The following is a 24,730-nucleotide window of genomic DNA, read 5'->3' on the forward strand; positions in this document are numbered from 1 at the left end:
TGTGCAAACCACCGCCGACAGCCTCACCCGCACCACATCGCGCGAGGATTTCCGGGCGCTGGCCGCTGAGCACCGCGTGGTCCCGGTGACGCGCAAGGTGCTGGCCGACAGCGAGACGCCGTTGTCCGCGTACCGCAAGCTCGCCGCCAACCGTCCCGGCACGTTCCTGCTGGAATCCGCCGAGAACGGTCGGTCGTGGTCGCGATGGTCGTTCATCGGCGCCGGTGCCCCCTCAGCCCTGACGGTCCGCGACGACCAGGCGGTGTGGCTGGGTACGGCCCCCAGGGATGCGCCCAGCGGCGGCGAGCCGTTGGCAGCCTTGCGGGCCACGCTGGACCTGCTGCAGACCGAGGCGGTGCCGGACCTGCCGCCGCTGTCCTCGGGGTTGGTGGGCTATTTCGCCTACGACATGGTGCGCCGGCTGGAACGGCTCCCGGAGCTCGCCATAGACGATCTGGGCCTGCCGGACATGGTGCTGCTGCTGGCCACCGACATCGCCGCCGTCGACCACCACGAGGGCACCATCACCCTGATCGCCAACGCGGTGAACTGGAACGGCACCGACGAACGGGTTGACGAGGCGTATGACGATGCGGTGCGACGCCTCGATGTGATGACCGCCGCCCTCGGCCAGCCGCTGCCGTCCACGGTGGCGACGTTCAGCCGGCCTGCGCCCAACCACCGCGCGCAGCGCACGGTGGAGGAGTACACCGCGATCGTCGACAAACTCGTCGGTGACATCGAGGCCGGCGAAGCCTTCCAGGTGGTGCCCTCGCAGCGGTTCGAAATGGATACCGCCGCCGACCCGATTGACGTCTACCGGATGCTGCGGGTGACCAACCCGAGCCCGTATATGTATCTGCTCAATGTCCCCGATGCCGATGGCGGACTGGACTTCTCGGTCGTCGGCTCCAGCCCCGAGGCGCTGGTCACGGTGAAAGACGGCCGGGCCACCACCCACCCGATCGCGGGAACGCGGTGGCGCGGTACCACGGAGGAAGAAGATGTGCTGCTGGAAAAGGAGCTGCTGGCCGACGAGAAGGAACGCGCCGAGCACCTGATGCTCGTCGACCTCGGCCGCAACGATCTGGGGCGGGTGTGCCGCCCGGGCACTGTGCGGGTGGAGGATTACAGCCACATCGAGCGCTACAGCCACGTGATGCACCTGGTGTCCACGGTGACGGGGGAGTTGGCGGAGGGCAAGACCGCGTTGGATGCGGTGACGGCGTGCTTCCCGGCAGGAACCCTGTCGGGGGCGCCCAAGGTGCGGGCCATGGAGTTGATCGAGGAGGTCGAAATGACCCGGCGCGGCCTGTACGGCGGCGTGCTGGGCTACCTGGACTTCGCGGGCAATGCCGACTTCGCGATCGCCATCCGGACCGCGCTGATGCGTGACGGCACGGCCTATGTGCAGGCCGGCGGGGGAGTCGTGGCCGATTCCAACGGCCCCTACGAGTACAACGAATCGGCGAACAAGGCGAAAGCTGTGCTCAACGCCATTGCCGCCGCTGACACATTGGCCGAGCCGTGACCCGGGTGGCGCAGGCGTTGTTCGTCGTCGCGGCGGTGCTGCTGTGGGTCGCGTCGCGGATGACCTGGGTCTCGCTGACGTCGTTCGACGGGCTGGGCCAGCCCAAGGCCACGGCGTTGACGGGCGCAACCTGGTCGACGGCTTTGATCCCGCTGGCGTTGCTGGTGCTGGCGGCCGCGGTCGCGGTGCTGGCCGTACACGGCTGGGCGTTGCGGTTGCTGGCCCTGCTGATCGCCGCAGCCAGCGCCGGGATGGGGTACCTGGGGATCAGCCTGTGGGTGGCCAAGGATGTCGCGCAGCGGGCTGCTGACCTGGCTGTCGTTCCGGTCTCCCAGCTGACCGCAGCCGGAGGCGGGACCAGTCGTTCCTTCGGGGGCGCAGTACTGACCCTGGTGGCGGCGGTGTGTGCACTGGTCGGTGCGGTGCTGCTGATGCGGTCGGCCAATAGTGCGAAGCGCGGCAGTACGGGCCGCTACGCGGCACCTGCGGCGCGGCGCGAGGCAGCCAGGGGAGACGGCGGTGATGAGCCGATGTCGGAGCGAATGCTGTGGGATGCGCTGGACGAAGGTCACGATCCGACCGGCGAGGGCAGTGATCCGGACAGTAAGGGCCGGTGAATGGTGAAGGTGTGGCGGCGGCTACCCTTCGAGGGAGGGCAACCGGGACCGGCCCGGAGGCACCAGAAAGGAACCGACGGGCGATGAGTTCGGCCACAGTGCTCGACTCCATTATCGAGGGAGTCCGCGCCGACGTTGCCGCCCGCGAGGCCGTTATCAGCCTGGCTGATATCAAAGCGCGGGCCCAGGACGCACCTGCGCCACTCAATGTGATGGCTGCATTGCGGGAACCGGGAATTGCGGTGATCGCCGAGGTGAAGCGGGCGAGCCCGTCTCGGGGCGAGTTGGCCAATATCGCCGACCCGGCGCAGTTGGCCAAGGCGTATGAGTCCGGCGGCGCGCGGGTGATCAGTGTGCTCACTGAGCAGCGCAGGTTCAACGGATCTCTGGATGACCTCGACGCGGTGCGGGCCGCAGTGTCAATTCCGGTGCTGCGCAAGGATTTTATCGTCAAGCCGTACCAGATCCATGAAGCCCGGGCGCACGGTGCCGACCTGTTGCTGCTGATTGTGGCGGCACTGGAGCAGCCGGTGTTGGAATCGCTGCTGGAGCGCACGGAATCCCTCGGGATGACGGCTCTGGTGGAGGTGCACACCGAAGAAGAGGCCGACCGGGCGCTGCAGGCCGGCGCCAAGGTCATCGGCGTCAATGCCCGCGACCTCAAGACGCTTGACGTCGACCGGGACTGCTTCAGCCGGATCGCTCCGGGGCTGCCCAGCAATGTCATCCGCGTCGCGGAGTCCGGAATACGTGGAACCGCTGATCTGCTGGCGTATGCCGGCGCGGGTGCCGATGCAGTGCTGGTCGGTGAGGGCCTGGTGACCAGCGGGGATCCCCGCAGCGCGGTCGCCGATCTGGTCACCGCCGGTACACACCCGTCCTGCCCGAAACCGGCTCGCTGAACCAGGCGATGAGCCGCTTGCACGAAAAGGCTGTTTGATGGCGGATCTCGCGGGGCCTGAGTTGCCCCGTTCCAGCGCAGGCGTGGCCGAACCGACCGTTCACGATCCCGACGCACTGGGGCATTTCGGTTCTTACGGTGGCCGGTTGGTTCCCGAGGCACTGATGGCGGTGATCGAGGAGGTGACCGCGGCCTATGAGAAGGCCCGCGGCGATCAAGCCTTCCTCGACGAGCTCGACCGGTTGCAGCGTCATTACAGTGGCCGGCCGTCCCCGCTGTACGAGGCCGCCCGGCTGTCCGAGTATGCCGGCGGCGCGCGCATCTTCCTCAAGCGAGAAGATCTGAACCACACCGGTTCTCACAAGATCAACAACGTTCTGGGACAGGCGCTGCTGGCGCGGCAGATGGGCAAGACCCGCGTCATCGCCGAGACCGGCGCCGGTCAGCACGGCGTCGCCACCGCCACGGCGTGTGCGCTGCTCGGTCTGGAATGCATCGTCTACATGGGCGCGGTGGACACCGCCCGTCAGGCCCTCAACGTCGCGCGGATGCGGCTGCTCGGCGCGACCGTGGTCTCGGTCGAGGCCGGATCCAAGACCCTCAAGGACGCGATCAACGAAGCGTTCCGGGACTGGGTGACGAACGCCGACGACACTTATTACTGCTTCGGGACGGCGGCCGGTCCTCATCCGTTCCCGCTGATGGTGCGTGATTTCCAGCGGATCATCGGCATGGAGGCCAGGGCGCAGATCCTCGATCAGGCCGGTCGGTTACCCGACGCGGTCACCGCGTGCGTCGGCGGCGGCTCGAACGCCATCGGCGTGTTCCACGCGTTCATCGACGACCCAGCGGTCCGATTGGTCGGTTTCGAGGCCGCGGGCGACGGTGTCGAGACGGGTCGGCACGCCGCGACCTTCACCGGCGGCTCACCCGGTGCGTTCCAAGGATCGTTCTCCTACCTGTTGCAGGACGAGGACGGCCAGACGATCGAATCGCATTCCATCTCGGCCGGTTTGGACTACCCGGGCGTCGGGCCCGAGCATGCGTTCCTCAAGGACATCGGTCGTGCCGAGTACCGCCCGGTCACCGATACCGAGGCGATGGACGCGTTCTCGCTGCTGTGCCGTCGCGAGGGCATCATCCCGGCGATCGAGTCGGCGCACGCGGTGGCCGGCGCGCTCAAGCTGGGGCCTGAACTGGGCAGTGGATCGATCATCGTGGTGAACTTGTCCGGGCGCGGTGACAAGGACGTTGAGACTGCGGCCAAGTGGTTCGGACTGCTCGATGAGGGGAGCGCGGGATGAGCCGGCTGGCGGAGTTGTTCGACGGCTGCCGCGCCGAGGGCCGTGCCGCGCTGATCGGCTATCTGCCGACCGGGTTCCCGGACGTTCAGACTTCGATCGCGGCGATGACGGCGATGGTCGAATCCGGTTGCGATCTGGTGGAAGTCGGCGTTCCCTACTCGGATCCAGGGATGGACGGACCGACGATCGCCGCCGCCACCGAGGCCGCACTGGCCGGTGGGGTGCGGGTCCGCGACACGCTGGCGGCAGTCGAGGCGATCAGCAACGCCGGCGGCCGCGCCGTGGTGATGACCTACTGGAACCCGGTGCTGCGCAAGGGCGTTGACACATTTGCCCGCGACCTGGCCTCCGCCGGTGGATACGGTCTGATCACCCCCGATCTGATCCCCGAGGAAGCCGTCGACTGGATCGCCGCATCCGAGGAACACAATCTGGACCGGATTTTCCTGGTCGCCCCGTCCTCGACGCCGGAACGGCTCGCGGCGACGGTGCATGCTTCGCGAGGTTTTGTCTACGCCGCCTCGACGATGGGCGTCACCGGGGCACGCGATGTGGTCTCGAACGCGGCGCCGGAGTTGGTGCGGCGCGTCAAGGAAGTGTCCGACATCCCCGTCGGGGTCGGATTGGGTGTGCGCTCGGGAGCGCAGGCGGCCGAGATCGGCGCCTACGCCGACGGCGTCATCGTCGGGTCGGCACTCGTGTCGGCCCTGAGCGAGGGGCTGGACGCAGTCCGTCGCCTCACCGAAGAACTGGCCAACGGCGTTAGGCAGAGGATTTCAGCTTGACCACTACCGTGCTCGCGTATTTGCCCAGCCCGTCACAGGGCGTCTGGCATCTGGGGCCGGTGCCGATCCGCGCGTATGCGCTGTGCATCATCGTCGGCATCATCGCAGCGCTGGTGATCGGCGACCGGCGTTGGCAGGCGCGGGGCGGCCAAGCCGGCGTCATCTATGACATCGCCTTGTGGGCAGTACCTTTCGGGCTGGTCGGTGGCCGGCTCTATCACGTCATGACGGACTGGCCCACCTATTTCGGGCCGACCGGAAAGGGACTGGGCGCAGCATTCCAGGTCTGGCAGGGCGGTCTGGGAATCTGGGGCGCCGTCGCACTGGGCGGCGTCGGAGCCTGGATCGGTTGCCGTTCGCACGGAATTCCACTGCCGGCCTTCGGTGATGCGATCGCTCCGGGAATCATCTTGGCTCAGGCCATCGGCCGGCTCGGAAACTACTTCAACCAAGAGCTGTACGGCGGCGACACCACACTCCCGTGGGGCCTGGAGATCTACAAACGCGTGAACTCCCTCGGCAGGGTGGATGATCTCAACGGAGTGTCGACCGGCGAGGTCCTACGGGTGGTACACCCCACGTTCCTCTACGAATTGCTGTGGAACTTACTGATTTTCGCGCTGCTGATCTGGGCCGACCGTAAGTTCAAACTCGGCCACGGAAGGCTGTTCGCGCTTTATGTGGCCGGCTATTGCGCGGGCCGGTTCCTGGTCGAATTGATGCGCAGCGACCCGGCAACCGAGTTCGCCGGAATCCGCATCAATACCTTCACCTCGACCTTCGTGTTCATCGGCGCCGTCGTCTACATCATGCTGGCGACCAAGGGACGGGAAGACCCGGCGACCTTGGTGGGTAACCGCGAGGACGAAGAGGATGAGTCGGCGCTCGACGAACTCGGTAAGGAAGTCGTTGCCGCAGCGGCCACCACCGGTGTTGTCGCGGCTGCAACGGCGGCGGGACAAGACGATGACGAGGACGCCGAGGATGCCGACCACATGCATCCGGATGAGGTCGGCGCCAGCGAGGACGACGGCGCCGAAGCTGCTGCGGCCATCGAACTGAAGGCGATCAATGCAGAGTCTGACGATGCTGACGAGGACGCCGGCGACGAGGAGTCGGCAGAAGCCGAAGGCGAGCCGGAAGTCGAATCCGAGGATCAGGCCGACGAGGACGCCGGCGAGGCGGACCTCGAGGACGAGGCTGCGGACGAGTTCGCTGCTGACGACGAGTCCACCGATGCTGAGGCCGAATCCGACGATGTGGCTGAGGACGAGGCCGCCGAAGAGCAGGCCACCGATGAGGATGCGGTAGCCGAGTCCGACGTCGAGGAAGAGGCTGCGGACGAAGCCACAGCTGACGACGAGTCCACTGATGCCGAGGATGACGCTGGTGAAGCCGAAGCCGAAGCTGAGTCGGAGGTCGAGGAAGACGGCGCGGACGAGGTCGCTGTTGCCGACGAGTCCACTGATGTGGACGCCGAGCCGGAACCCGAATCTGGGGAAGCTGCCGAGGAGCAGGCGGCTGACGAGACCGCCGACGACACCGAAGGTGAGGAAGCGGTAGTCGGGGCCGGCGTTGACGACGATGTCGCCGACGAGGCCGGTCCGGTTGAGCCTGCTGAGGCCGAGGAGTCGGTGGATACCGACGAGGTCGACCAGGCTGAAGCTCCGGTGGCGGATGCCGTCGAGGCTGAGGTCGGGGAAGACGCCGCCGAGACAACCGACGAGGCCGATGCCGACGAAGAGCCTGAACCCGCCGAAACCGACTCCGAGGCGGGCGAGGAGCCCGCGGCCGACGACGACGCGTATGAGGCGACCTCTGACGAGGAGTCTGACTCTGCAGCGGTTGCGGTCGACGCGGATGCCGATGAGTCAGCGGCAGCGGTAGCTGATCCCTCCGAAGCCGAAGCCGAAGCCGAAGCCGAAGCCGAAGATGCGGGCGATAGTGCCGCTGCCGATGAGGCCGTCGATGAGGCACCCGACGCTGCCGAGCAGGCCGACGCCGACGACGCGACCGATGAGGCCGAGGCTGTATCCGAGTCGGACACCGAGGACGCAACCGACGAAGACGAGGATGCCGAGACTGCCGATGAGGCAGACGGTGACGCAGAGTCCGAGACTGCCGAGCAGGACGAGACCGACGAAGTCGATGAGGACGTCTCCGGCGAAACCGGCTCCGAGTCACCCGCTGTTGACGAGCCGACCGAGCAGGGCGGCCGCGTGCGTCGCTGGTTGCGCCGTAACCGGTAAGGATCCGACTCTGGCATCCTGGCTGTATGACTGATCCGTCGCAGTCCGCAGGTCCCTCGGATATCCCGCCGCCGGCCGGCTTTCCACCGCCCGCAGGATACCCGCCGCCACCGGGCTACTCGCCGTATCCACCGGCGTTCATGGATCCGAGCGCGCCATTTGGCCGTCATCCGGTCACCGGCGAACCGCTTTCCGACAAGTCCAAGGTGGTTGCAGGTCTACTGCAGTTGGTCGGCTTGTTCGGCTTTGTGGGCATCGGGCGGATCTACTTGGGCCAGACCCGGATTGGGCGTCGCCCAGTTGATCGTGGGGTTGGCCACCTGCGGCATAGGGGCCATCATTTGGGGGCTCATCGACGCGATCCTGATCCTTACCGACAGGGTCCGCGATACGTACGGGCGTCCACTTCGCGATGGCACCTAGCGGCCTCACCACCACGACGACGGGGCGGTATTCGCTGCTGGCCTCGGGAGTGCTCGGCGCCGGCGCGTTGACCTACATCGGTATGGCCGATCCACACCGTCCCGGATTCTTGTTTCCGGGGTGTCCGTTCAAGGCTCTGACCGGGTGGAACTGTCCGGCCTGTGGCGGCCTGCGGATGACCCACGACCTGCTGCACGGCGACGTGGGTGCTGCTGTCGTCGACAACGTATTCGCCCTGGTCGGTCTTCCGTCCCTCATCGTGTGGATGGTGGTCCGGTGGCGGCTGGGCAAGCCGCTGTTTCCGGTGCCGGCGGTGGTGACGATCGTGGTCACGTTGGTGCTCTGGACCGTGGTGCGGAACCTGCCTGGCTTCCCGTTGGTCCCGACGATAAGCACTCAGTAGTAGCCCACCTGCGCTGATACACTGAAAATTCGGGCCGGTGCAGTCCCGGGACCAGGATGTTCCGGACTTGCGGAGGTGCGACTAGATGCTGTTCTCGGCATTGCCAGATGCGCAGGGGTTGTATGACCCCGCCAATGAGGCCGATTCCTGCGGCGTGGCCATGATCACCGATATCCAGGGCCGCCGCTCCCACGGCATCGTCTCCGACGGTCTGACCGCGCTCGAACACCTCGAACACCGCGGCGCCGCCGGGGCTGAGCCCAACAGCGGGGATGGTGCCGGCATCCTGCTGCAACTGCCGGTCGAACTGCTCCGTGAGGTGGTCGATTTCGCCCTGCCGGAGCCTGCAGCCGATGGCACTCACACCTTCGCCGCGGGCATCTGTTTCCTGCCGCAGGACCAGGACGCGCGCAGCGCCGCGCGCGACCGCATCGAAGCGTTGGCCGCCGAGGAAGGCCTCGAGGTTCTGGGCTGGCGTGCAGTGCCGGTCGATCCGGACGGCGCCGGCATCGGTACGACGGCGCTGGGCTGCATGCCCTACATGGCGCAGCTGTTTGTTGCGGTCCCCGAGGTCGACGGCATCCGCCAGAGCGGTCTCGAGCTGGACCGCAAGGTCTATCCACTGCGCAAGCGGGCCGAGCAGGCTACCGGGGTCGACGCGGTCTATATCGCGTCGCTGTCCAGCCGCACGATCGTCTACAAGGGCATGCTCACGACGATGCAGCTGCCGCAATACTTTCCGGACCTGCGGGACGCGCGTTGCATGAGTGCGATCGCCATCGTGCACAGTCGCTTCTCCACCAACACATTCCCGTCCTGGCCGCTGGCGCATCCGTTCCGGTTCGTCGCGCACAACGGGGAGATCAACACCGTGCGCGGGAACCGCAACCGTATGCACGCCCGGGAGGCGCTACTGGCCAGCGCCCGGATTCCCGGTGACCTGAGCCGGTTGTCGCCGATCTGCTTCCCGGATGCCTCCGATTCGGCGTCCTTTGACGAGGTGCTCGAGCTGCTGCACCTGGGCGGGCGCAGCCTGCCGCACGCGGTGCTGATGATGATCCCGGAGGCGTGGGAGAACGCCACGACCATGGATGCCGCGGAGCGCGCGTTCTGGAAGTTCCATGCCTCTCTGATGGAACCGTGGGACGGGCCGGCCTGCGTCACGTTCACCGACGGCACCGTGGTGGGGGCGGTGTTGGACCGCAACGGTTTACGGCCGGGGCGTTGGTGGCGCACGGTCGATGATCGGATCATCCTGGCCAGTGAGAGCGGTGTACTCGATGTGCCGTCGGGGGAGATCGTTGCCAAGGGCCGCCTGCAACCCGGGAAGATGTTCCTGGTCGACACCGCCGCCGGACGCATCATCTCCGACGACGAGATCAAGGAGCAGTTGGCCGCGGCCGAACCCTACGGTGAGTGGCTGCATGCCGGTCTGCTGGATCTCAGCACCTTGCCCGACCGGTCCCGCATCCAGCCGAATCACGACTCGGTGGTGCGCCGGCAGATCGCGTTCGGCTACACCGAGGAGGAACTGCGGATCCTGCTGACCCCGATGGCGGCATCGGGCGGTGAGCCGCTCGGTTCGATGGGGACCGACACCCCAGTCGCGGTGCTCTCGAAGCGGTCACGGCTGCTCTATGACTACTTCGTCGAACTGTTCGCCCAGGTGACCAACCCGCCGCTGGATGCCATCCGCGAGGAGGTGGTCACCTCGATGGCCCGGGTAATGGGGCCCGAGGAGAACCTGCTGGAACCTTCGGCCGCGTCCTGCCGTCAAATCGTGTTGCGTTGGCCGGTTCTCGACAACGACGAGCTGAGCAAGATCGTCCACATCAACGATGACGGTGATCATCCCGGCCTGCGTACCGCCGTGCTGCGTGCTCTCTACGACGTCGAACGCGGTGCGGAGGGGTTGGCCGAAGCGCTCGATGACCTGCAGTTGCGGGCCACCGAGGCGATCGCCAAAGGTGCTCGCACACTGGTGATCTCCGATCGCGATTCCGATCACACGCGGGCTCCGGTCCCGTCGCTGCTGGCTGTTTCGGCGGTACACCATCACTTGGTGCGGACCAAGGAACGCACCAAGGTGGCGCTGGTGGTGGAAAGCGGCGATGCCCGCGAAGTCCATCACATCGCGATGCTCATCGGGTACGGGGCGGCCGCGGTCAACCCCTACCTTGCCTTCGAGTCGATCGAGGACCTGATCCGCGAGGGTGAGCTCACCGGCATCGACACCGCCACCGCGGTACGCAATTACGTCAAGGCGCTGGGCAAGGGCGTGGTAAAGGTGATGAGCAAGATGGGCATCTCCACGGTCGCGTCCTACACCGCTGCGCAGGTTTTCGAGGCGATCGGGCTGAGCCGCGAGGTCGTCGAGGACTACTTCACCGGTACCACCAGCCAGCTCGGCGGCGTCGGACTGGATGTGCTGGCCGAGGAGGTCAAGCTGCGCCACCGGCGCGCGTATCCGGAGAACCCCACCGAGCGGGTGCACCGTCGTCTCGAGGTCGGCGGCGAGTACGCGTTCCGTCGGGAAGGGGAGCTGCACCTGTTCACCCCGGAAGTGGTGTTCCTGCTGCAGCATTCGACCCGTACCGGGCGCCGCGACATTTTCGCCAGGTACTCCGAGGAGGTCGACCGGCTGTCCCGGGAAGGCGGGACGCTGCGCGGCCTGTTCGAGTTCAAGCAGGGGCTTCGTCCCCCGGTCCCGCTCGACGAGGTTGAACCGGTCGAGTCGATCGTGACCCGGTTCAACACCGGTGCAATGAGTTACGGGTCCATCTCGGCGGAGGCCCACGAGACCATGGCCATCGCCATGAACAACCTCGGTGGCCGGTCGAACAGCGGAGAAGGCGGCGAGGATGTCGACCGACTCTACGATCCGCGGCGGCGCAGCGCCGTCAAGCAGGTCGCCTCGGGCCGCTTCGGCGTCACCAGCGACTACCTGGTGAACGCTACCGACATCCAGATCAAGATGGCTCAGGGCGCCAAACCCGGTGAAGGCGGCCAGCTTCCGGGCTACAAGGTGTACCCCAACATCGCCAAGACCCGGCACTCGACACCGGGTGTGGGGTTGATCTCTCCACCCCCGCACCACGACATCTATTCGATCGAGGATCTGGCTCAGCTCATCCACGATCTGAAGAACGCCAACGCCGACGCCCGGATTCACGTGAAGCTGGTGAGCAGCGTCGGGGTCGGAACGGTTGCGGCCGGGGTGTCGAAGGCGCACGCCGACGTGGTGCTGATCTCGGGGTACGACGGCGGCACCGGCGCCGCACCGTTGACCTCGCTCAAGCACGCCGGGGCGCCGTGGGAGATCGGCCTGGCCGACACCCAGCAGACGTTGGTGCTCAACGGTCTGCGTGACCGGATCACCGTGCAATGCGACGGCGGTATGCGCAGTGCCCGCGATGTGATCGTGGCGGCGCTGTTGGGTGCCGAGGAGTTCGGCTTCGCCACCGCACCGCTGGTGGTGTCGGGCTGCATCATGATGCGGGTCTGTCACCTGGACACCTGCCCGGTCGGCGTGGCCACGCAGAACCCCGAACTACGGGCGAGGTTCAACGGCAAGCCCGAGTTCGTGGAGAACTTCTTCACCTTCATCGCCGAGGACATCCGCCGCTACCTCGCCGAGCTGGGATTCCGCAGCATCGACGAGGCGGTCGGCCATGCCGAGGTACTCGACACCGATCCCGGTGTGGCGCACTGGAAGAGCCGTGGGCTGGACCTCAGCCAGATTTTCGCGGTTCCGCTCGATGCCCATGGCAACATGACTCAGCGGCGGCGCGTGCGCGACCAGGATCACGGTCTCGAGCTGGCCCTCGACCGGACCTTGATCCAACTTGCCGAGGGCGCACTCGAGGATGCCCTACCGGTTCGGCTGGAGCTTCCCGTCCGCAACGTCAACCGAACGGTGGGTACCTTGCTCGGATCGGAGGTCACCCGCCGCTACGGTGCCGCCGGCTTGCCCGACAACACCATTCACGTCACCCTGACCGGGTCCGCCGGCCAGTCGATCGGAGCGTTCCTGCCGCCGGGAGTCACGCTGGATCTGGTCGGCGATGCCAACGACTATGTGGGCAAGGGACTTTCCGGCGGTCGGGTCATCGTGCGGCCGCCCGACGATGTGCTGTTCCTGCCCGAGGACAATGTCATCGCCGGCAACACCCTGCTGTATGGCGCCACCTCGGGCGAGGTGTTCTTGCGGGGCCGGGTCGGTGAGCGCTTCTGCGCCCGCAATTCCGGGGCCTTGGCGGTCGTCGAGGGTGTCGGAGACCACGCGTGTGAGTACATGACCGGCGGCCGGGTGGTGATCCTGGGTAAGACCGGGCGCAACCTGGCTGCCGGCATGTCCGGTGGCATCGCCTTCGTGCTCGGACTCGACCCGGCGAAGGTCAACACCGAAATGGTGCAGCTGCAGCAGTTGGAAGCAGAGGACCTGGCCTGGCTGCACGATGTGGTGACCGGCCATGCGCGCCATACCGGCAGCACCCTGGCGTCCTCGATTCTGGCTGACTGGCCAAGACGCAGTGCGCAATTCACCAAAGTAATGCCCACCGACTACCAGCGTGTTCTGCAGGCGACCCGGATGGCCAAGGCCGAGGGGCGCGATGTGGACAGCGCGATCATGGAGGCCAGCCGTGGCTGATCCGACTGGATTTCTTCGTGTCCCCAAGATCGAGGCGGCCAAGCGGCCGGTCGAGGAGCGGGTGGGGGACTGGCGCGAGGTGTACGAGCGCGAGGATCCCAATGCGCGCGCCGGTGAGGTGTCGCAGCAGGCGCGGCGCTGTATGGATTGCGGGATCCCGTTCTGTCATTCCGGCAAGGCGGGCTGCCCGTTGGGCAACCTGATCCCGGAATGGAACGACTTGGTCCGGCGGGGGCGTTGGGATGCGGCCAGTGATCGCCTGCACGCCACCAACAACTTTCCGGAGTTCACCGGACGGCTGTGCCCGGCGCCGTGTGAGTCGGCCTGCGTGCTCTCGATTTCCGAGGCGGAGACCGGCGGCAGCGTGACGATCAAGCGGATCGAGCAGACGATCGCCGACCACGCCTGGATGAACGGCATCGTCGAACCCCAACCCGCCGCGATCTCCACGGGCAGGAGCGTCGCAGTCGTAGGCTCGGGCCCGGCGGGTTTGGCTGCCGCACAACAACTCACCCGTGCCGGCCACGAGGTGACGGTGTACGAGCGCGACAACCGGGTGGGTGGGCTGCTGCGCTACGGGATCCCCGAGTACAAGCTCGAGAAGTCGGTGCTGAATCAGCGTCTGGCCCAGATGCGGGCCGAGGGTACGCGATTCGTCACCGAGTGCGAGGTGGGCGTCGATTTGACGGTCGAGCAGCTGCGTCAGCGCCACCAGGCGGTGGTGCTGGCTGTCGGTGCGCTACGGGGCCGCGACAACGAGGTGCCCGGACGTGAACTCGACGGCGTGCACCTGGCGATGGAGCATCTGGTGCCGGCCAACCGCGAGTGCGAGGGCGACGCGTCCTCACCGATCTCGGCGGTGGGCAAGCACGTGGTGATCATCGGTGGCGGTGACACCGGCGCAGACTGCCTGGGTACCGCGCACCGTCAGGGTGCGGCGTCGGTGACGCAGCTCGACTACAACGTCGAACCGCCCGAGACCCGCGATGACGAGCTCTCGCCGTGGCCGACGTGGCCGTTGGTGCTGCGGACCTCCCCAGCGCACGCCGAAGGAGGTGCGCGCCGGTTCGAGGTGGCGGTGCAACGGTTCATCGGCGACGACACCGGTCATGTGCGTGCGATCGAGATCGCCGAGGTTCAGGTGACCCGCGATGCGGAAGGACGGCGCGAGATCACCCCGGTCGGCGAGTCGTTGCAGATTCCCTGCGACCTGGCGCTGTTGGCGATCGGGTTCGAGGGGGTCGAGCACATGGCACTGCTGGACGGGCTGAACCTGAGACTGACCCGGCGCGGCACCGTGTCGTGCGGTTCGGACTGGCAGACGGACGCGCCCGGCGTGTTCGTCTGCGGAGACGCGCACCGGGGCGCCTCACTGGTGGTGTGGGCCATCGCGGAGGGCCGCAGCGCGGCACACGCGGTGGACGCCTACCTGATGGGCGAGTCGGATCTGCCGTCACCGGTGCGGCCCGGGACGCTCCCACTGAGCGTTGTCTGAATCGATAAACTAGACTGGCATGACGTGAGCAGACGCGGAAAAATCGTTTGTACGCTTGGCCCGGCTACCAGCACTGATGAGACGGTAAGGGCTCTGGTCGAGGCCGGTATGGACGTCGCTCGGCTGAACTTCAGCCACGGTGACTACACCGACCACGAGGCCGCCTACAAGCGGGTCCGGGCGGCATCGGATGCCACCGGCCACGCTGTGGGTGTGCTGGCAGATCTGCAGGGACCCAAGATCAGGTTGGGCCGATTCACGGAGGGCCCGACCTACTGGGCGGCCGGCGAATCGGTGCGGATCACCGTCGACGACTGCGCGGGCACGCACGACCGGGTGTCGACCACCTACAAGCGGTTGGCCGAGGATGCGCGCCCTGGGGATCGGGTCCTTGTCGACGACGGCAACGTCGGCCTGGTGGTCGACAAGATCGACGGCAACGACGTGGTCTGCAAGGTCACCGAAGGCGGTCCCGTCAGCAACAACAAGGGCATGTCGCTGCCCGGCATGAACGTGACGGCGCCGGCGCTGTCCGAGAAGGACATCGAGGACCTCGAGTTCGCGCTCCGGCTCGGTGTGGACCTGGTCGCGTTGTCGTTCGTGCGTTCACCCGCCGACGTCGAATTGGTGCACGAGGTGATGGACCGGGTCGGCCGGCGGGTGCCGGTGATCGCCAAGCTGGAGAAGCCCGAGGCCGTCGAGAACCTCGAGGCCATCGTGCTGGCCTTCGACGCGATCATGGTGGCGCGCGGTGACCTCGGCGTCGAGCTGCCGCTGGAAGAAGTTCCGCTGGTGCAGAAGCGCGCCATCCAGATGGCAAGGGAGAACGCCAAACCCGTCATCGTCGCCACCCAGATGCTGGAGTCGATGATCGACAGTTCCCGGCCCACCCGGGCTGAGGCCTCCGACGTCGCCAACGCCGTTCTCGACGGCGCGGACGCGGTGATGCTGTCGGGCGAGACCTCGGTCGGCAAGTACCCGCTGGAGGCCGTCAAGACGATGGCTCGCATCATCAAGGCCGTCGAGGACAACTCGGTGACGGTGCCGCCGCTGACGCACACGCCGCGCACCAAGCGCGGGGTGATCTCGTACGCGGCCCGCGATATCGGGGAGCGGCTCGACGCCAAGGCGCTGGTCGCGTTCACCCAGTCCGGGGATACGGTGCGCCGCCTGGCCCGTCTGCACACCCCGCTTCCCGTGCTGGCGTTCACGGCACTGCCCGAGGTGCGCAGCCAGCTGGCCCTGACCTGGGGCACCGAGACGTTCATCGTGGCGCAGATGAACAGCACCGACGACATGATCCGGCAGGTCGACAAGTCGCTGCTGGATCTGGGCCGCTACAAGCGCGGTGAGCTGGTGGTCATCGTCGCGGGCGCTCCTCCGGGCACAGTAGGCTCCACGAATCTGATCCATGTGCACCGCATCGGGGAGGACGACGTCTAGCGGTCGTCTGCCAGCGAGCGCCTGCCAAAGATCTCGAAAGGCCTTCCTTGACACACCCGGATTTCGAGGAGCTGCTGGCTGTTCTCGATCTGAATCGCGTCGATGACAATCTGTTCACCGGCTCGCATCCGAGCAAGAACCCGGTGCGCACCTTCGGTGGGCAGATGGTCGCGCAGGCGTTCGTCGCCGGCGGGCGCACGCTGGAATACAAGCTGGCACCGAGTGCGTTGAACGCGCACTTCATCGCCGGCGGTGATCCCCAGAAGGATCTGGAGTTCCACGTGGTGCGGCTGCGCGACGAGCGCCGGTTCGCGAACCGCCGCGTGGATGTCATGCAGGACGGCAACCTGCTGACCACCGTGATGCTGTCTTACATGAACGCCGGCCGGGGGCTGGAGCACAGCGTGCCCGCTCCGGAGGTTCCGCATCCGGACACGCTGCCCAAGATCGATGAACTGCTGCGCGGGTACGAGAAAACGGTGCCGCTGTTCGTCGAGGCGTTGCGCCCGATCGAATGGCGGTACACCAACGATCCGTCCTGGGTGATGCGGGACAAGGGCGGCAAGCTCGATCACAACCGGGTGTGGCTCAAGACCGAAGGCACCATGCCCTCCGATCCGGTACTGCACGGTGCGGCACTGGTGTACTCCTCGGATACCACGGTGCTCGATTCGATCATCACGACCCACGGGTTGTCCTGGGGTTTCGATCGCATCTTCGCGGTGACGATGAATCACTCCGTGTGGTTTCACCGGCCGATCAAGTTCGACGAGTGGGTGCTGTATTCGACCACGTCGCCGGTGGCCGCGGAATCCCGCGGGTTGGGTACCGGACACTTTTTCGACGCGTCGGGCCACTTGGTGGCGACGGTGGTGCAAGAGGGAATCGTCAAGCACTTCCCAGGTGCCGCCAAGTCGTGAGTCAGCTCAGCGGGTAGGGGTCGGCGTCACGCCGAACGAATCCTCCACCCGCCGCTCGAACTCCTTCTCGCACTGCTGCTGGGCCACGGTATCGTCGCCGGCCTGCTGCAGGCAGTGCACGTAGTCGCGGCCGCCGATATCGTCGAACCATCGCTGGCCGAAGTACACCCAGATGCCCACGAATACCAGGGACAACACGCAGGCGATCGCGCCGAGGGCGATTCCGGTGACGGCGACGCCGCTGTTGGTGGCTTCGCCTCGTCGGCAGCGTCCGTGGGCGATGAATCCCAGGACCAGCGCAACTATGCCGAATATCAGCCCACCGATCACCGACCACGTCAGCAGCAGGGCGACGATGGCCAGAATGAGGGCAGCGATACCGAGCCCGTTCGCAGGCCCGCGCGGGCTGGGCTGCATCGGGTACCCGCCGTACGGTTGCGGGGCCTGAGGGTAGGGCCCGGGATATGCGCCGGGGGGCGGCCCGTAGGGATACGCCGGTGGCGGGGGAGGTCCGGTCGGCTGTGGCTCCTCAGACCCGGGCGGGTTGGATCGCTCGTCGGTCATGTCTGCGAGGCTACCCGCCGATGACGGTGCCGGGTTGCGGACAGTGGACGACGGGACAGCCGAGCGTATCCGGCAGATGGTGGGTGGCGACGACGACGGTCCGGTCCACGGCGAACCATTCACCCGGAGTGAGGATTTCGGTCAGGATGCGTTGGCTGTCGGCAGCATCGAGGTTCTCGGTCGGTTCATCGAGCAGGACGACGGAGAAATCTGACAGCAGCACTCTCGCCAGCAGCAGCCGGCGTCGCTGACCTGCCGATACCGCGGTGTGGCCGCCTTCGAGCACGGTCGACAGACCGTCGGGCAGCGCCGCCAGCCATTCGGCGAGGCCGACCCGCTCGATCGCGGACAGCAGTTCGGGATCGGTGGCATCCCCGCGGGCCACCAGCAGATTGTCCCGCACCGTGGTCTCGAAGATGTGTGCGTCCTCGGCGAAAAATGCTGCGCGTCCCGGGGTTTCATCGAGCCGCTCGGCCAGCGCCATCAGCAGCGTGGTCTTTCCCGAGCCGCTGGGGCCGACGACGGCGAGCCGGCCCCCGTCCGGCAGATCGACGGAGGGAGCCGAGGGCCGTCGGCGGGCCAGGGGATCACCCTCGGTGAGTTCGAGCAGACGCCGTGCGGCGATGCGGGATTTGGTGAGCCCGACGGCGGCGTCGGGAAGGGCGGTGGTGGCCTCGAAGGCGGACAACGGCAACAACATCAGGATGGCGAGGGTGGTCGGCGCGGTGGTGGGGGCCAGCGCGATGCCTGCGACGACGGCGCCCAGCACACTGGCGCCGATGGCGATGCTGGGCATCGCGGCGGCCAGCGCTGCCGGGGCCGCCGCACGGTCGGCGGCGTGCCCCCAGTCGCGATGATGGCGCTCGGCGGTGGCGATGACGTCGTCGAGCCGTCCACTCACCCGCAACTCCGGGGCGTACTCCAAGGCCAGCATCGTGGCGGAGTCGCGGTCACCGCGGTGTTGGACAGCAACGGATTCCGCGGCCGCCACAGCGCGGGCGGTGAGTGCCGGGGCCACCACGCCGGCGAACAGCAGGCACAGCGTCAACACCACCGCGGCACTGGGTGAGATGATCGCGATGACACCGACGGCCACCGCGCTGAGCACTGTGGCCACCACGATCGGCAGCACAGAGCGCACCACCACATCGGCCAGTTCATCGACGGAACTACCGACCCGAGAAACCAATTCGCCACTGGGCAACCGCATCGCGTCGTCGTCGGGTCCCGTCGCGAGCCTGCGGTACAGCCCGGTGCGGGCGTTGGCCGCCGCCCGTAGTGCCGTGTCGTGGGCGGCGAGTCGCTGGCAGTAACCGAGTACGCCGCGTGAAATGCCCAGCCCGCGAACCGCGACCACGGCCACGGACAGGTCCAGGATCGGGGGCATCTGCCAGGCCCGGGTGATCAACCACGCCGAGACGCCCGCCAAGGCCAGCGCGCTGCCCAGCGAGAGCACCCCGAGGACGCTGGCCAGGATCAGCCGGCTCAACCGTGGCCGCAGTAGGTCCAGGGTCAGCCGCAGCAGCGGATCACGACGAAACATGTGTGGCACCAATCGTGATCACCTCGTTGCCGATGGCCACCACCGGATCCCGGTGCCCGACCACCACGACCGTGGCGCCCGCGCGGGCCCGGGCGACGATGGCCTGCAACACCCGTTGTTCCAGAGCGGAATCAAGGTGGGCGGTGGGCTCGTCGAGCAGTAACAGCCGTGCCGATGACCCGAGTGCTCGGGTGAGCCCCAACCGTTGTCGCTGCCCCAGAGACAGTCCGACCCCGGTGCGGCCGATCCTGGTGTCCAACCCGTCGGGAAGGTCATCGAGCACATCGTCGAATCCGGATTCGCGGCAGGCACGGTCCGGATCGGCCAGTGGTCCGAGTAGTTCGAGGTTTTCGCGGACAGTCCCCGGGATCAGCACGGGCCGGTGCGGCAGCCAGGCGATGCTGTGCCACCAGGCCGTCAGATCCAGGTCGAGGACATCCACTCCGTCGACCCGCACGGGCCCCGATGGCAGCCTGGCCAATCCGAGAATGGCTTGCAGTGCAGTCGATTTTCCCGCCCCGTTGGGTCCCGTCAGCACGGTGACCCGACCGGGTTCGACCACCGGTCCCAGGCCGCTCAACTCGATCGTCGGTGCGGTATTCGCCAGACGCACGCCACCTTCGGTCGGCGTGGGCGTCTCGCACAGTCGAAAAGCTTGTTCTGCTGCTGTTTTACCATCCTGTGCCGCGTGAAATGCCGCGCCGACGCGGCGCAGCGGCCAGAACACCTCCGGGGCCAGCAGCAGCGCTGTCAGCCCCGCCGTCAGGGTCATCTCGCCGTAGACCAGTCGCAGGCCGACGCTGACGGCGACCAGCGCCACACCCAAAGTGGCCAGCAGTTCGAGCACCAACGAGGAGAGGAATGCGATCCGCAGCGTGGCCATGGCGGAACGTCGGTGCGCGGCAGCCAATTCAGTGATCCGTTGGACCGAGCCGGCAGCCCGGCCGAGGGCGCGCAGCGTCGGAATGCCGGCCACCAGGTCGAGTAGCCGGGCTTGGAGCGTCGTCATCGCGGCGAGTGAGGCCGCCGACCGCTCGGCGGTGACCAGTCCGATCAGCACCATGAACACGGGGATCAGGGGGAGCGCGATCACTACGATCGCCGCGGCCTGGAGGTCGTAGCAGGCCATCACCACCACTGCCAACGGGGTGAGGACCGCCGCCTGCACCACTGCGGGCAGATAGCCGGTGAAGTAGGGCCGCAGGCCGTCGAGGCCACGGGTGACCACTGCGGCAGCGGCATCACGGTCGGTCGCCAATTGCCTTGGGGGTGCGGCGGTTACCGAGCGCAGCACCTGGCTGGACAATTCTCCGATCAGCGAGGTGGCGCCGCGTTGGGAGAGACGGCCCTGGAGCCAGTGGGCCGCGGCACGCAGTGTCCAGAGCGCCGACAACGCGACGAGGGCACCGCCGTGGCGGGTCGCCGATCCCGGGTCGGTGATGATCGCGGCAACGATGTGCGCCAGCACAACGGCTGCGGCAATGGTGCAGGCACTGATGGTGACGCCGCACGCGACTGTCGCCAGCAGATGGCGCCGCAGCGCCGCCGTGGACCCGGTGGCTCCCCGGATGCCGAGTGCGCGCCAGAGATTCAGACTGACCGCCGCGACAGCCCGACCGGGGCGGGTATCCGATCGGCGGAGATCCGCTTGCTGAACACCCAGTACGTCCAGGCCTGGTAGATCACCACCAGTGGCGCGAACACCAGCCCCGCCCACGTCATGATCTTGAGCGTGTAGGGCGAGGACGAGGCATTGTGGATGTTCAAGCTCCAGTCCGGGTTCAGGGTCGAAGGCACCAGATTCGGGAACAACGATCCGAACAGCAGAAGTACCACGGCGGCAACCACAATGGTGGTGTAGATGAAGGCCCAGCCCTCGCCACTGCGGTTGTAGATCCGGGTGACCGCCGCCAGTTGTGCCAGCACGGCAGCGGCCAGGAGGAACCATGTCCAACTCTTGCCGTGGGCCAATTGCGTCCAGATGCCGAAACCGGCCACCAGAACCGTGGCCGGGATCGCCAACCGCGTTGCGAATCGGAAGGCATCCGTGCGGATCTGGCCGCTGGTCTTGAGCGCGACGAACACCGCGCCGTGCAGTGCGAACAGTGCACCGGTCGCCAGTCCGCCGAGCAGCGTGTAGGCGTTGAGAACGTCACCGAACGACAGGTGCATCTGTCGATCGGCATCGACCGGCAGGCCGCGCACCAGTCCGGCGAACGCGACACCCCACAGGATGGCCGGCACCCAAGACCCGATCGCGATGGCGGTGTCGGCCCATCGCCTCCACCCGGGATCGTCGATCTTGCCCCGCCATTCGATCGCCACGACGCGCACGATCATCGACAACAGGATGGCCAGTAGCGGCAGGTACAGCCCGGAGAACACCGTGGCATACATCTCCGGGAAGGCGGCGAACATCGCTCCGCCCGCGGTGATAAGCCAGACTTCGTTGCCGTCCCATACCGGGCCGATGGTGTTGAGTGCGGCACGGCGGTACGGTTCGGGGTCCTCGTCCCGGGCTGCGGCAGTCCGGCCGAAGAATGCCATCAGCATCCCGACGCCGAAGTCGAATCCCTCGAGGATGAAGAATCCCAGGAACAGGACTGTCAGCAGGATGAACCAGAGTTCTTGTAATCCCATCGATCCGCTCCTCAGTAGGCGAACGACAACGGCGCGACTTCGTCATCGCCCGGTGGCGTCGGCGGGGCAGGTTCGGAGTCGTGTTCCAGCGGCCCCTCGACGACGTAGCGGCGCAGCAGGAAGAACCACACGACCGCCAGCACGGCGTACAGGAGGGTGAACGTGATCAGTGAAAGCCATACCAGCCCCGCCGAGTGCCCTGAGACACCCTGGGCGACGGTCAACCGGATGTCTTGATCACCGGTCGGATTCGGCACCACGACCCAGGGCTGGCGACCCATCTCGGTGAACACCCAACCGGCGCTGTTGGCCAGGAACGGGGTCGGGATCGTCAGCAGGGCGAACCAGCTGAACCAGCGGTGTCGGGGGATTCTCCCGCCCCGGGTGAGCCACAGCGCGGCCAGCGCGAACAACCCCGGCACAGCCAGGAACCCGATCATCGCCCGGAATGACCAGTACGTGACAAAGAGATTCGGACGGTAGTCACCGGGCCCGAACTTTTCCTCGAACTGCGCCTGCAGGTCGTTGACACCATCGAGGTGAACGCCGGTGAATTTGCCCTCGGCCAGGAACGGCAGCACATAGGGCACCTCGATGAGGTGTATGACACTGTCGCAGTTGTTGTGGGTACCGACGGTCAGCACCGAGAAGTTGGGATCGGTCTCGCTGTTGCACAACGATTCCGCCGAGGCCATCTTCATGGGCTGTTGTTGGAACATCAGCTTGCCCTGCGCGTCTCCGGTGAAGAAGAGCGCGACCGCGGAGATCAGCATGACCCAGCAGCCCAGGATCGTGGCTGGGCGGTACATCGTGGCGGCGTCGTCCTTGGTGCCCTCCGCGTCGTCACCACTGCGGCGCGAACGCACCATCCACCACGCGCACACACAGGCCACGAACGTGCCTGCGGTCAGGAATGCGCCCGCGACAGCGTGACTGAATGCGGCGATCGCGGTGTTGTTGGTGAAGAGCGCGACGATGCTGGTCAGTTCGGCGCGGCCCGTTTCCGGATTGAAGTGCGCCCCGACGGGATGCTGCATGAACGAGTTCGCGGCGATGATGAAGAACGCCGACATGTTCACTGCCAGAGCCACGATCCAGATACAGGCCAGATGAACCAGCCGTGGCAGTCGCGACCAGCCGAAGATCCACAATCCGATGAACGTGGATTCGAAGAAGAATGCGACCAGGCCTTCCATGGCCAGCGGTGCACCGAAGATGTCTCCGACGAATCGCGAGTACTCGCTCCAGTTCATGCCGAACTGGAATTCCTGCACCAGGCCGGTAGCGACGCCGATCGCGAAGTTGATCAGGAAGAGCTTGCCGAAGAACCGGGTCAACCGGTACCAGCTGTCGTTTCCGGTGACCACCCACACCGTCTGCATGACGGCGATCAGCGGTGCCAACCCGATGGTCAGCGGAACGAAAATGAAGTGGTACACGGTGGTGATTCCGAATTGCCACCGTGATACGTCCAAAGCGTCCATCTGGCCCTACTTTCGAGGTCTCAGATCAATCTACGACGGAGTGTAGTAGATATCCCGGAGCCCAGCGCCGACCGCGACCGGTGTCTTACGTCACGGTGGGGGGCTCCGGCGAGATCAAGGCGTGGAGTTTCTTGGCCTCGCTGCGGATTGCGAATGCCGAGATCACCTCGAATGTCCCGACGACGATCAGGATGATGCCGGTGACCTGAGCGAGGGCGACCAAACCCTCCTTCGGGGCGACGAACATGATGATGCCGGCGATGACACTGATGATGCCGATGATGATCTCCCAGACCCGCCCGGGCAATGAAGGATCCCCGATGGCCGACATCGTGGTTGCGACACCGCGGAAGATGAACCCGACACCGATCCAGATCGCCAGCAGTTCGAACGAATTCTGCAGGCTGACGAAGCAGAGCACGGCCAGCACGAGCGCCGCGGCGCCACCGATGAACAGCAACACCCGCCCACCGACCGATGACCGGATGCTGAACGCCAGGACGAGCTGGGAGATACCGGTGATCAACAGGTACGCGGCGAAGAAGATCGCGGCAACCAGGATGGTGATCCCGGGCCATACCAACGCCAGGATGCCGAGGATGACGGCGAGAATTCCCGAAACCAGCGTCGATTTCCACAGATGTGGCAACAAGCTTGGGGCAGCAGTGGTTTCCATGCAGGCAGTTTGACACAAACACAGATGTAGATCGCGGTTTTTGCGTTAAGGCTGTGGTGTCGCAGCCTGGTAGTTAAGGTTCCGTTACCGACGCTGCATCCCAGCCCGGCGGCCATTAACGTCTTCGATTTGGAACAGCCCGACCGCAGCCGCAGACAGAGAAAAGAGACAACCGTGACAGTTGGATGTCGTCCCCGACGAAGCAAGATGTGGCGTTTCGCGGTGGTGGTCGCCGCAAGTGGCGCGCTCGCGATGTCGGGCTGCGCGAACAACACCGAATCCGGAGGGTCAGAAACCAAGACGACGACGGCGGCGAAGGTTGAGAAGGTCGACGCGATCGCCAATTCGGTGCCGGAGCCGATCAAGTCGAGCGGCAAGCTGGTCATCGGGACCGACCCGTCCTATCCGCCCAACGAATTCAAGGATCCCGGCGGCCAGATCATCGGCTTCGATGTCGATTTGATGAATGCGATCGCCGCCACGCTGGGTCTCACTCCGGAGTATCGGGCGTCGTTGTTCGACAAGATCATCCCGTCGGTTCAGGGCGGGAACTACAACCTCGGCATGTCGTCGTTCACCGACTCGAAGAAGCGTGAAGAGCAGGTCGACTTCGTGACCTACTTCAGTGCCGGTTCGGCGTGGGCACAGAAGGTCGGTGCGGGGATCAACCCCGAAGACGCGTGCGGCATGAAGGTCGCTGTCCAGACGGCAACGGTGCAGGACACCGAGGAAATGCCGGCGCGCAGCAAGAAGTGCGTCGATGCGGGCAAGCCCGCCATCAACGTCATCAAGTTCGATGACCAGACCGCCGCCACCAGTGCGGTGATGCTGGGGCAGGCCGACGCCATGTCCGCGGATTCGCCGGTGACGGCGTACGCGATCAAACAGAGCAACGGAAAGCTCGAAGCGGCTGGGGAGGTCTTCGACTCCGCACCGTACGGCTGGGCGGTGCAGAAGGGTTCGCCGCTGGCAGCGTCGCTGCAGCAGGCGCTTCAGCACCTGATCGACAACGGTGTGTACAAGCAGGTGGCCGCGAACTGGGGCGCGGAGAACGGGATGATCGAGAAGCCAGTCATCAACGGTGCGACCAGCTGAGCCGCC

The 24,730-nt window shown here is 66.3% G+C and carries 18 protein-coding genes and 1 pseudogene; 13 read left to right on the forward strand and 6 right to left on the reverse strand.

The features are described from left to right. Window position 1 precedes the first annotated feature (1 nt). The 12 genes and pseudogenes from AB0I14_RS08390 to AB0I14_RS08445 all read left to right on the forward strand — a co-directional run bounded on the left by AB0I14_RS08390 (window position 2) and on the right by AB0I14_RS08445 (window position 16,722). Window positions 2-1,531, forward strand: coding sequence for an anthranilate synthase component I (locus tag AB0I14_RS08390; RefSeq protein ID WP_358018644.1), 1,530 nt, complete (start codon window positions 2-4; stop codon window positions 1,529-1,531). After that, window positions 1,528-2,148, forward strand: coding sequence for a TIGR02234 family membrane protein (locus AB0I14_RS08395; protein WP_358018647.1), 621 nt, complete (start codon window positions 1,528-1,530; stop codon window positions 2,146-2,148). Before AB0I14_RS08390 ends, AB0I14_RS08395 begins: the two co-directional genes overlap by 4 nt. Before the next feature lie 83 nt (window positions 2,149-2,231). Beyond that, on the forward strand, window positions 2,232-3,050 hold the full coding sequence (trpC, locus tag AB0I14_RS08400; protein WP_358018650.1) for an indole-3-glycerol phosphate synthase TrpC: 819 nt from the start codon (window positions 2,232-2,234) through the stop codon (window positions 3,048-3,050). A 37-nt stretch (window positions 3,051-3,087) separates the two neighbouring features. Beyond that, complete coding sequence (gene trpB, locus AB0I14_RS08405; protein ID WP_358018653.1) at window positions 3,088-4,353, forward strand: tryptophan synthase subunit beta; 1,266 nt, start codon at window positions 3,088-3,090, stop codon at window positions 4,351-4,353. Next, window positions 4,350-5,138, forward strand: coding sequence for a tryptophan synthase subunit alpha (gene trpA / locus AB0I14_RS08410; RefSeq protein ID WP_358018656.1), 789 nt, complete (start codon window positions 4,350-4,352; stop codon window positions 5,136-5,138). Before trpB ends, trpA begins: the two co-directional genes overlap by 4 nt. Then, window positions 5,135-7,387, forward strand: coding sequence for a prolipoprotein diacylglyceryl transferase (lgt, locus tag AB0I14_RS08415; protein ID WP_358018659.1), 2,253 nt, complete (start codon window positions 5,135-5,137; stop codon window positions 7,385-7,387). The genes trpA and lgt overlap by 4 nt, the downstream gene beginning before the upstream one ends. 26 nt (window positions 7,388-7,413) lie before the next feature. Beyond that, window positions 7,414-7,810: pseudogene (locus AB0I14_RS08420) on the forward strand (TM2 domain-containing protein). Then, window positions 7,800-8,213 (forward strand): DUF2752 domain-containing protein, encoded by a 414-nt coding sequence (locus AB0I14_RS08425; RefSeq protein WP_358018662.1) that lies wholly within the window; start codon window positions 7,800-7,802, stop codon window positions 8,211-8,213. The pseudogene AB0I14_RS08420 and the gene AB0I14_RS08425 overlap by 11 nt, the downstream one beginning before the upstream one ends. A gap of 85 nt (window positions 8,214-8,298) precedes the next feature. Next, window positions 8,299-12,864 (forward strand): glutamate synthase large subunit, encoded by a 4,566-nt coding sequence (gltB, locus tag AB0I14_RS08430; RefSeq protein WP_358018665.1) that lies wholly within the window; start codon window positions 8,299-8,301, stop codon window positions 12,862-12,864. Further along, window positions 12,857-14,359 (forward strand): glutamate synthase subunit beta, encoded by a 1,503-nt coding sequence (locus AB0I14_RS08435; RefSeq protein WP_358018668.1) that lies wholly within the window; start codon window positions 12,857-12,859, stop codon window positions 14,357-14,359. Before gltB ends, AB0I14_RS08435 begins: the two co-directional genes overlap by 8 nt. Before the next feature lie 24 nt (window positions 14,360-14,383). Continuing rightward, complete coding sequence (gene pyk / locus AB0I14_RS08440; RefSeq protein ID WP_358018672.1) at window positions 14,384-15,802, forward strand: pyruvate kinase; 1,419 nt, start codon at window positions 14,384-14,386, stop codon at window positions 15,800-15,802. Window positions 15,803-15,849: 47 nt separating this feature from the next. Beyond that, on the forward strand, window positions 15,850-16,722 hold the full coding sequence (locus AB0I14_RS08445; RefSeq protein WP_358018675.1) for an acyl-CoA thioesterase II: 873 nt from the start codon (window positions 15,850-15,852) through the stop codon (window positions 16,720-16,722). 6 nt (window positions 16,723-16,728) lie between these two features. On the opposite strand, the gene AB0I14_RS08450 is transcribed toward AB0I14_RS08445, so the two are convergent. From AB0I14_RS08450 to AB0I14_RS08475, 6 genes are all read right to left on the reverse strand, one after another. Next, on the reverse strand, window positions 16,729-17,286 hold the full coding sequence (locus AB0I14_RS08450) for a DUF4190 domain-containing protein (protein ID WP_358018678.1): 558 nt from the start codon (window positions 17,284-17,286) through the stop codon (window positions 16,729-16,731). Between the two features lie 10 nt (window positions 17,287-17,296). Continuing rightward, window positions 17,297-18,829 carry an ATP-binding cassette domain-containing protein gene (locus tag AB0I14_RS08455; protein ID WP_358018681.1) on the reverse strand — a complete coding sequence of 511 codons (1,533 nt, stop codon included), beginning with the start codon at window positions 18,827-18,829 and terminating at the stop codon, window positions 17,297-17,299. Next, a complete protein-coding gene (gene cydD / locus AB0I14_RS08460) occupies window positions 18,816-20,369 on the reverse strand; it encodes a thiol reductant ABC exporter subunit CydD (RefSeq protein WP_358019071.1) in 1,554 nt (517 codons plus the stop codon). The genes AB0I14_RS08455 and cydD overlap by 14 nt, the downstream gene beginning before the upstream one ends. A gap of 50 nt (window positions 20,370-20,419) precedes the next feature. Further along, window positions 20,420-21,469, reverse strand: a complete 1,050-nt coding sequence (gene cydB / locus AB0I14_RS08465; protein WP_358018684.1) for a cytochrome d ubiquinol oxidase subunit II — start codon at window positions 21,467-21,469, stop codon at window positions 20,420-20,422. 11 nt (window positions 21,470-21,480) lie between these two features. Continuing rightward, window positions 21,481-22,953, reverse strand: a complete 1,473-nt coding sequence (locus AB0I14_RS08470) for a cytochrome ubiquinol oxidase subunit I (protein WP_358018687.1) — start codon at window positions 22,951-22,953, stop codon at window positions 21,481-21,483. An 85-nt stretch (window positions 22,954-23,038) separates the two neighbouring features. After that, entirely contained in the window at window positions 23,039-23,629 is a 591-nt protein-coding gene (locus AB0I14_RS08475; protein ID WP_358018690.1) for an HdeD family acid-resistance protein, read from the reverse strand. Between the two features lie 207 nt (window positions 23,630-23,836). Between AB0I14_RS08475 and AB0I14_RS08480 the strand changes: the two genes are divergently transcribed. Then, complete coding sequence (locus tag AB0I14_RS08480) at window positions 23,837-24,724, forward strand: ABC transporter substrate-binding protein (RefSeq protein ID WP_358018693.1); 888 nt, start codon at window positions 23,837-23,839, stop codon at window positions 24,722-24,724. Window positions 24,725-24,730 lie beyond the last annotated feature (6 nt).

Source organism: Mycobacterium sp. NPDC050441 (assembly GCF_040655355.1).
Taxonomy (GTDB): domain Bacteria; phylum Actinomycetota; class Actinomycetes; order Mycobacteriales; family Mycobacteriaceae; genus Mycobacterium.

What these genes read in the sequence shown, in the direction of transcription:
- gltB (WP_358018665.1), top strand. Translation starts at nt 8,299, where the DNA reads ATGCTGTTCTCGGCATTGCCAGATGCGCAGGGGTTGTATGACCCCGCC.
- trpA (WP_358018656.1), top strand. Translation starts at nt 4,350, where the DNA reads ATGAGCCGGCTGGCGGAGTTGTTCGACGGCTGCCGCGCCGAGGGCCGT.
- trpB (WP_358018653.1), top strand. Translation starts at nt 3,088, where the DNA reads ATGGCGGATCTCGCGGGGCCTGAGTTGCCCCGTTCCAGCGCAGGCGTG.
- AB0I14_RS08425 (WP_358018662.1), top strand. Translation starts at nt 7,800, where the DNA reads ATGGCACCTAGCGGCCTCACCACCACGACGACGGGGCGGTATTCGCTG.
- AB0I14_RS08475 (WP_358018690.1), bottom strand. Translation starts at nt 23,629, where the DNA reads ATGGAAACCACTGCTGCCCCAAGCTTGTTGCCACATCTGTGGAAATCG.
- AB0I14_RS08455 (WP_358018681.1), bottom strand. Translation starts at nt 18,829, where the DNA reads ATGTTTCGTCGTGATCCGCTGCTGCGGCTGACCCTGGACCTACTGCGG.
- AB0I14_RS08480 (WP_358018693.1), top strand. Translation starts at nt 23,837, where the DNA reads ATGTGGCGTTTCGCGGTGGTGGTCGCCGCAAGTGGCGCGCTCGCGATG.
- cydB (WP_358018684.1), bottom strand. Translation starts at nt 21,469, where the DNA reads ATGGGATTACAAGAACTCTGGTTCATCCTGCTGACAGTCCTGTTCCTG.
- AB0I14_RS08450 (WP_358018678.1), bottom strand. Translation starts at nt 17,286, where the DNA reads ATGACCGACGAGCGATCCAACCCGCCCGGGTCTGAGGAGCCACAGCCG.
- trpC (WP_358018650.1), top strand. Translation starts at nt 2,232, where the DNA reads ATGAGTTCGGCCACAGTGCTCGACTCCATTATCGAGGGAGTCCGCGCC.
- AB0I14_RS08470 (WP_358018687.1), bottom strand. Translation starts at nt 22,953, where the DNA reads ATGGACGCTTTGGACGTATCACGGTGGCAATTCGGAATCACCACCGTG.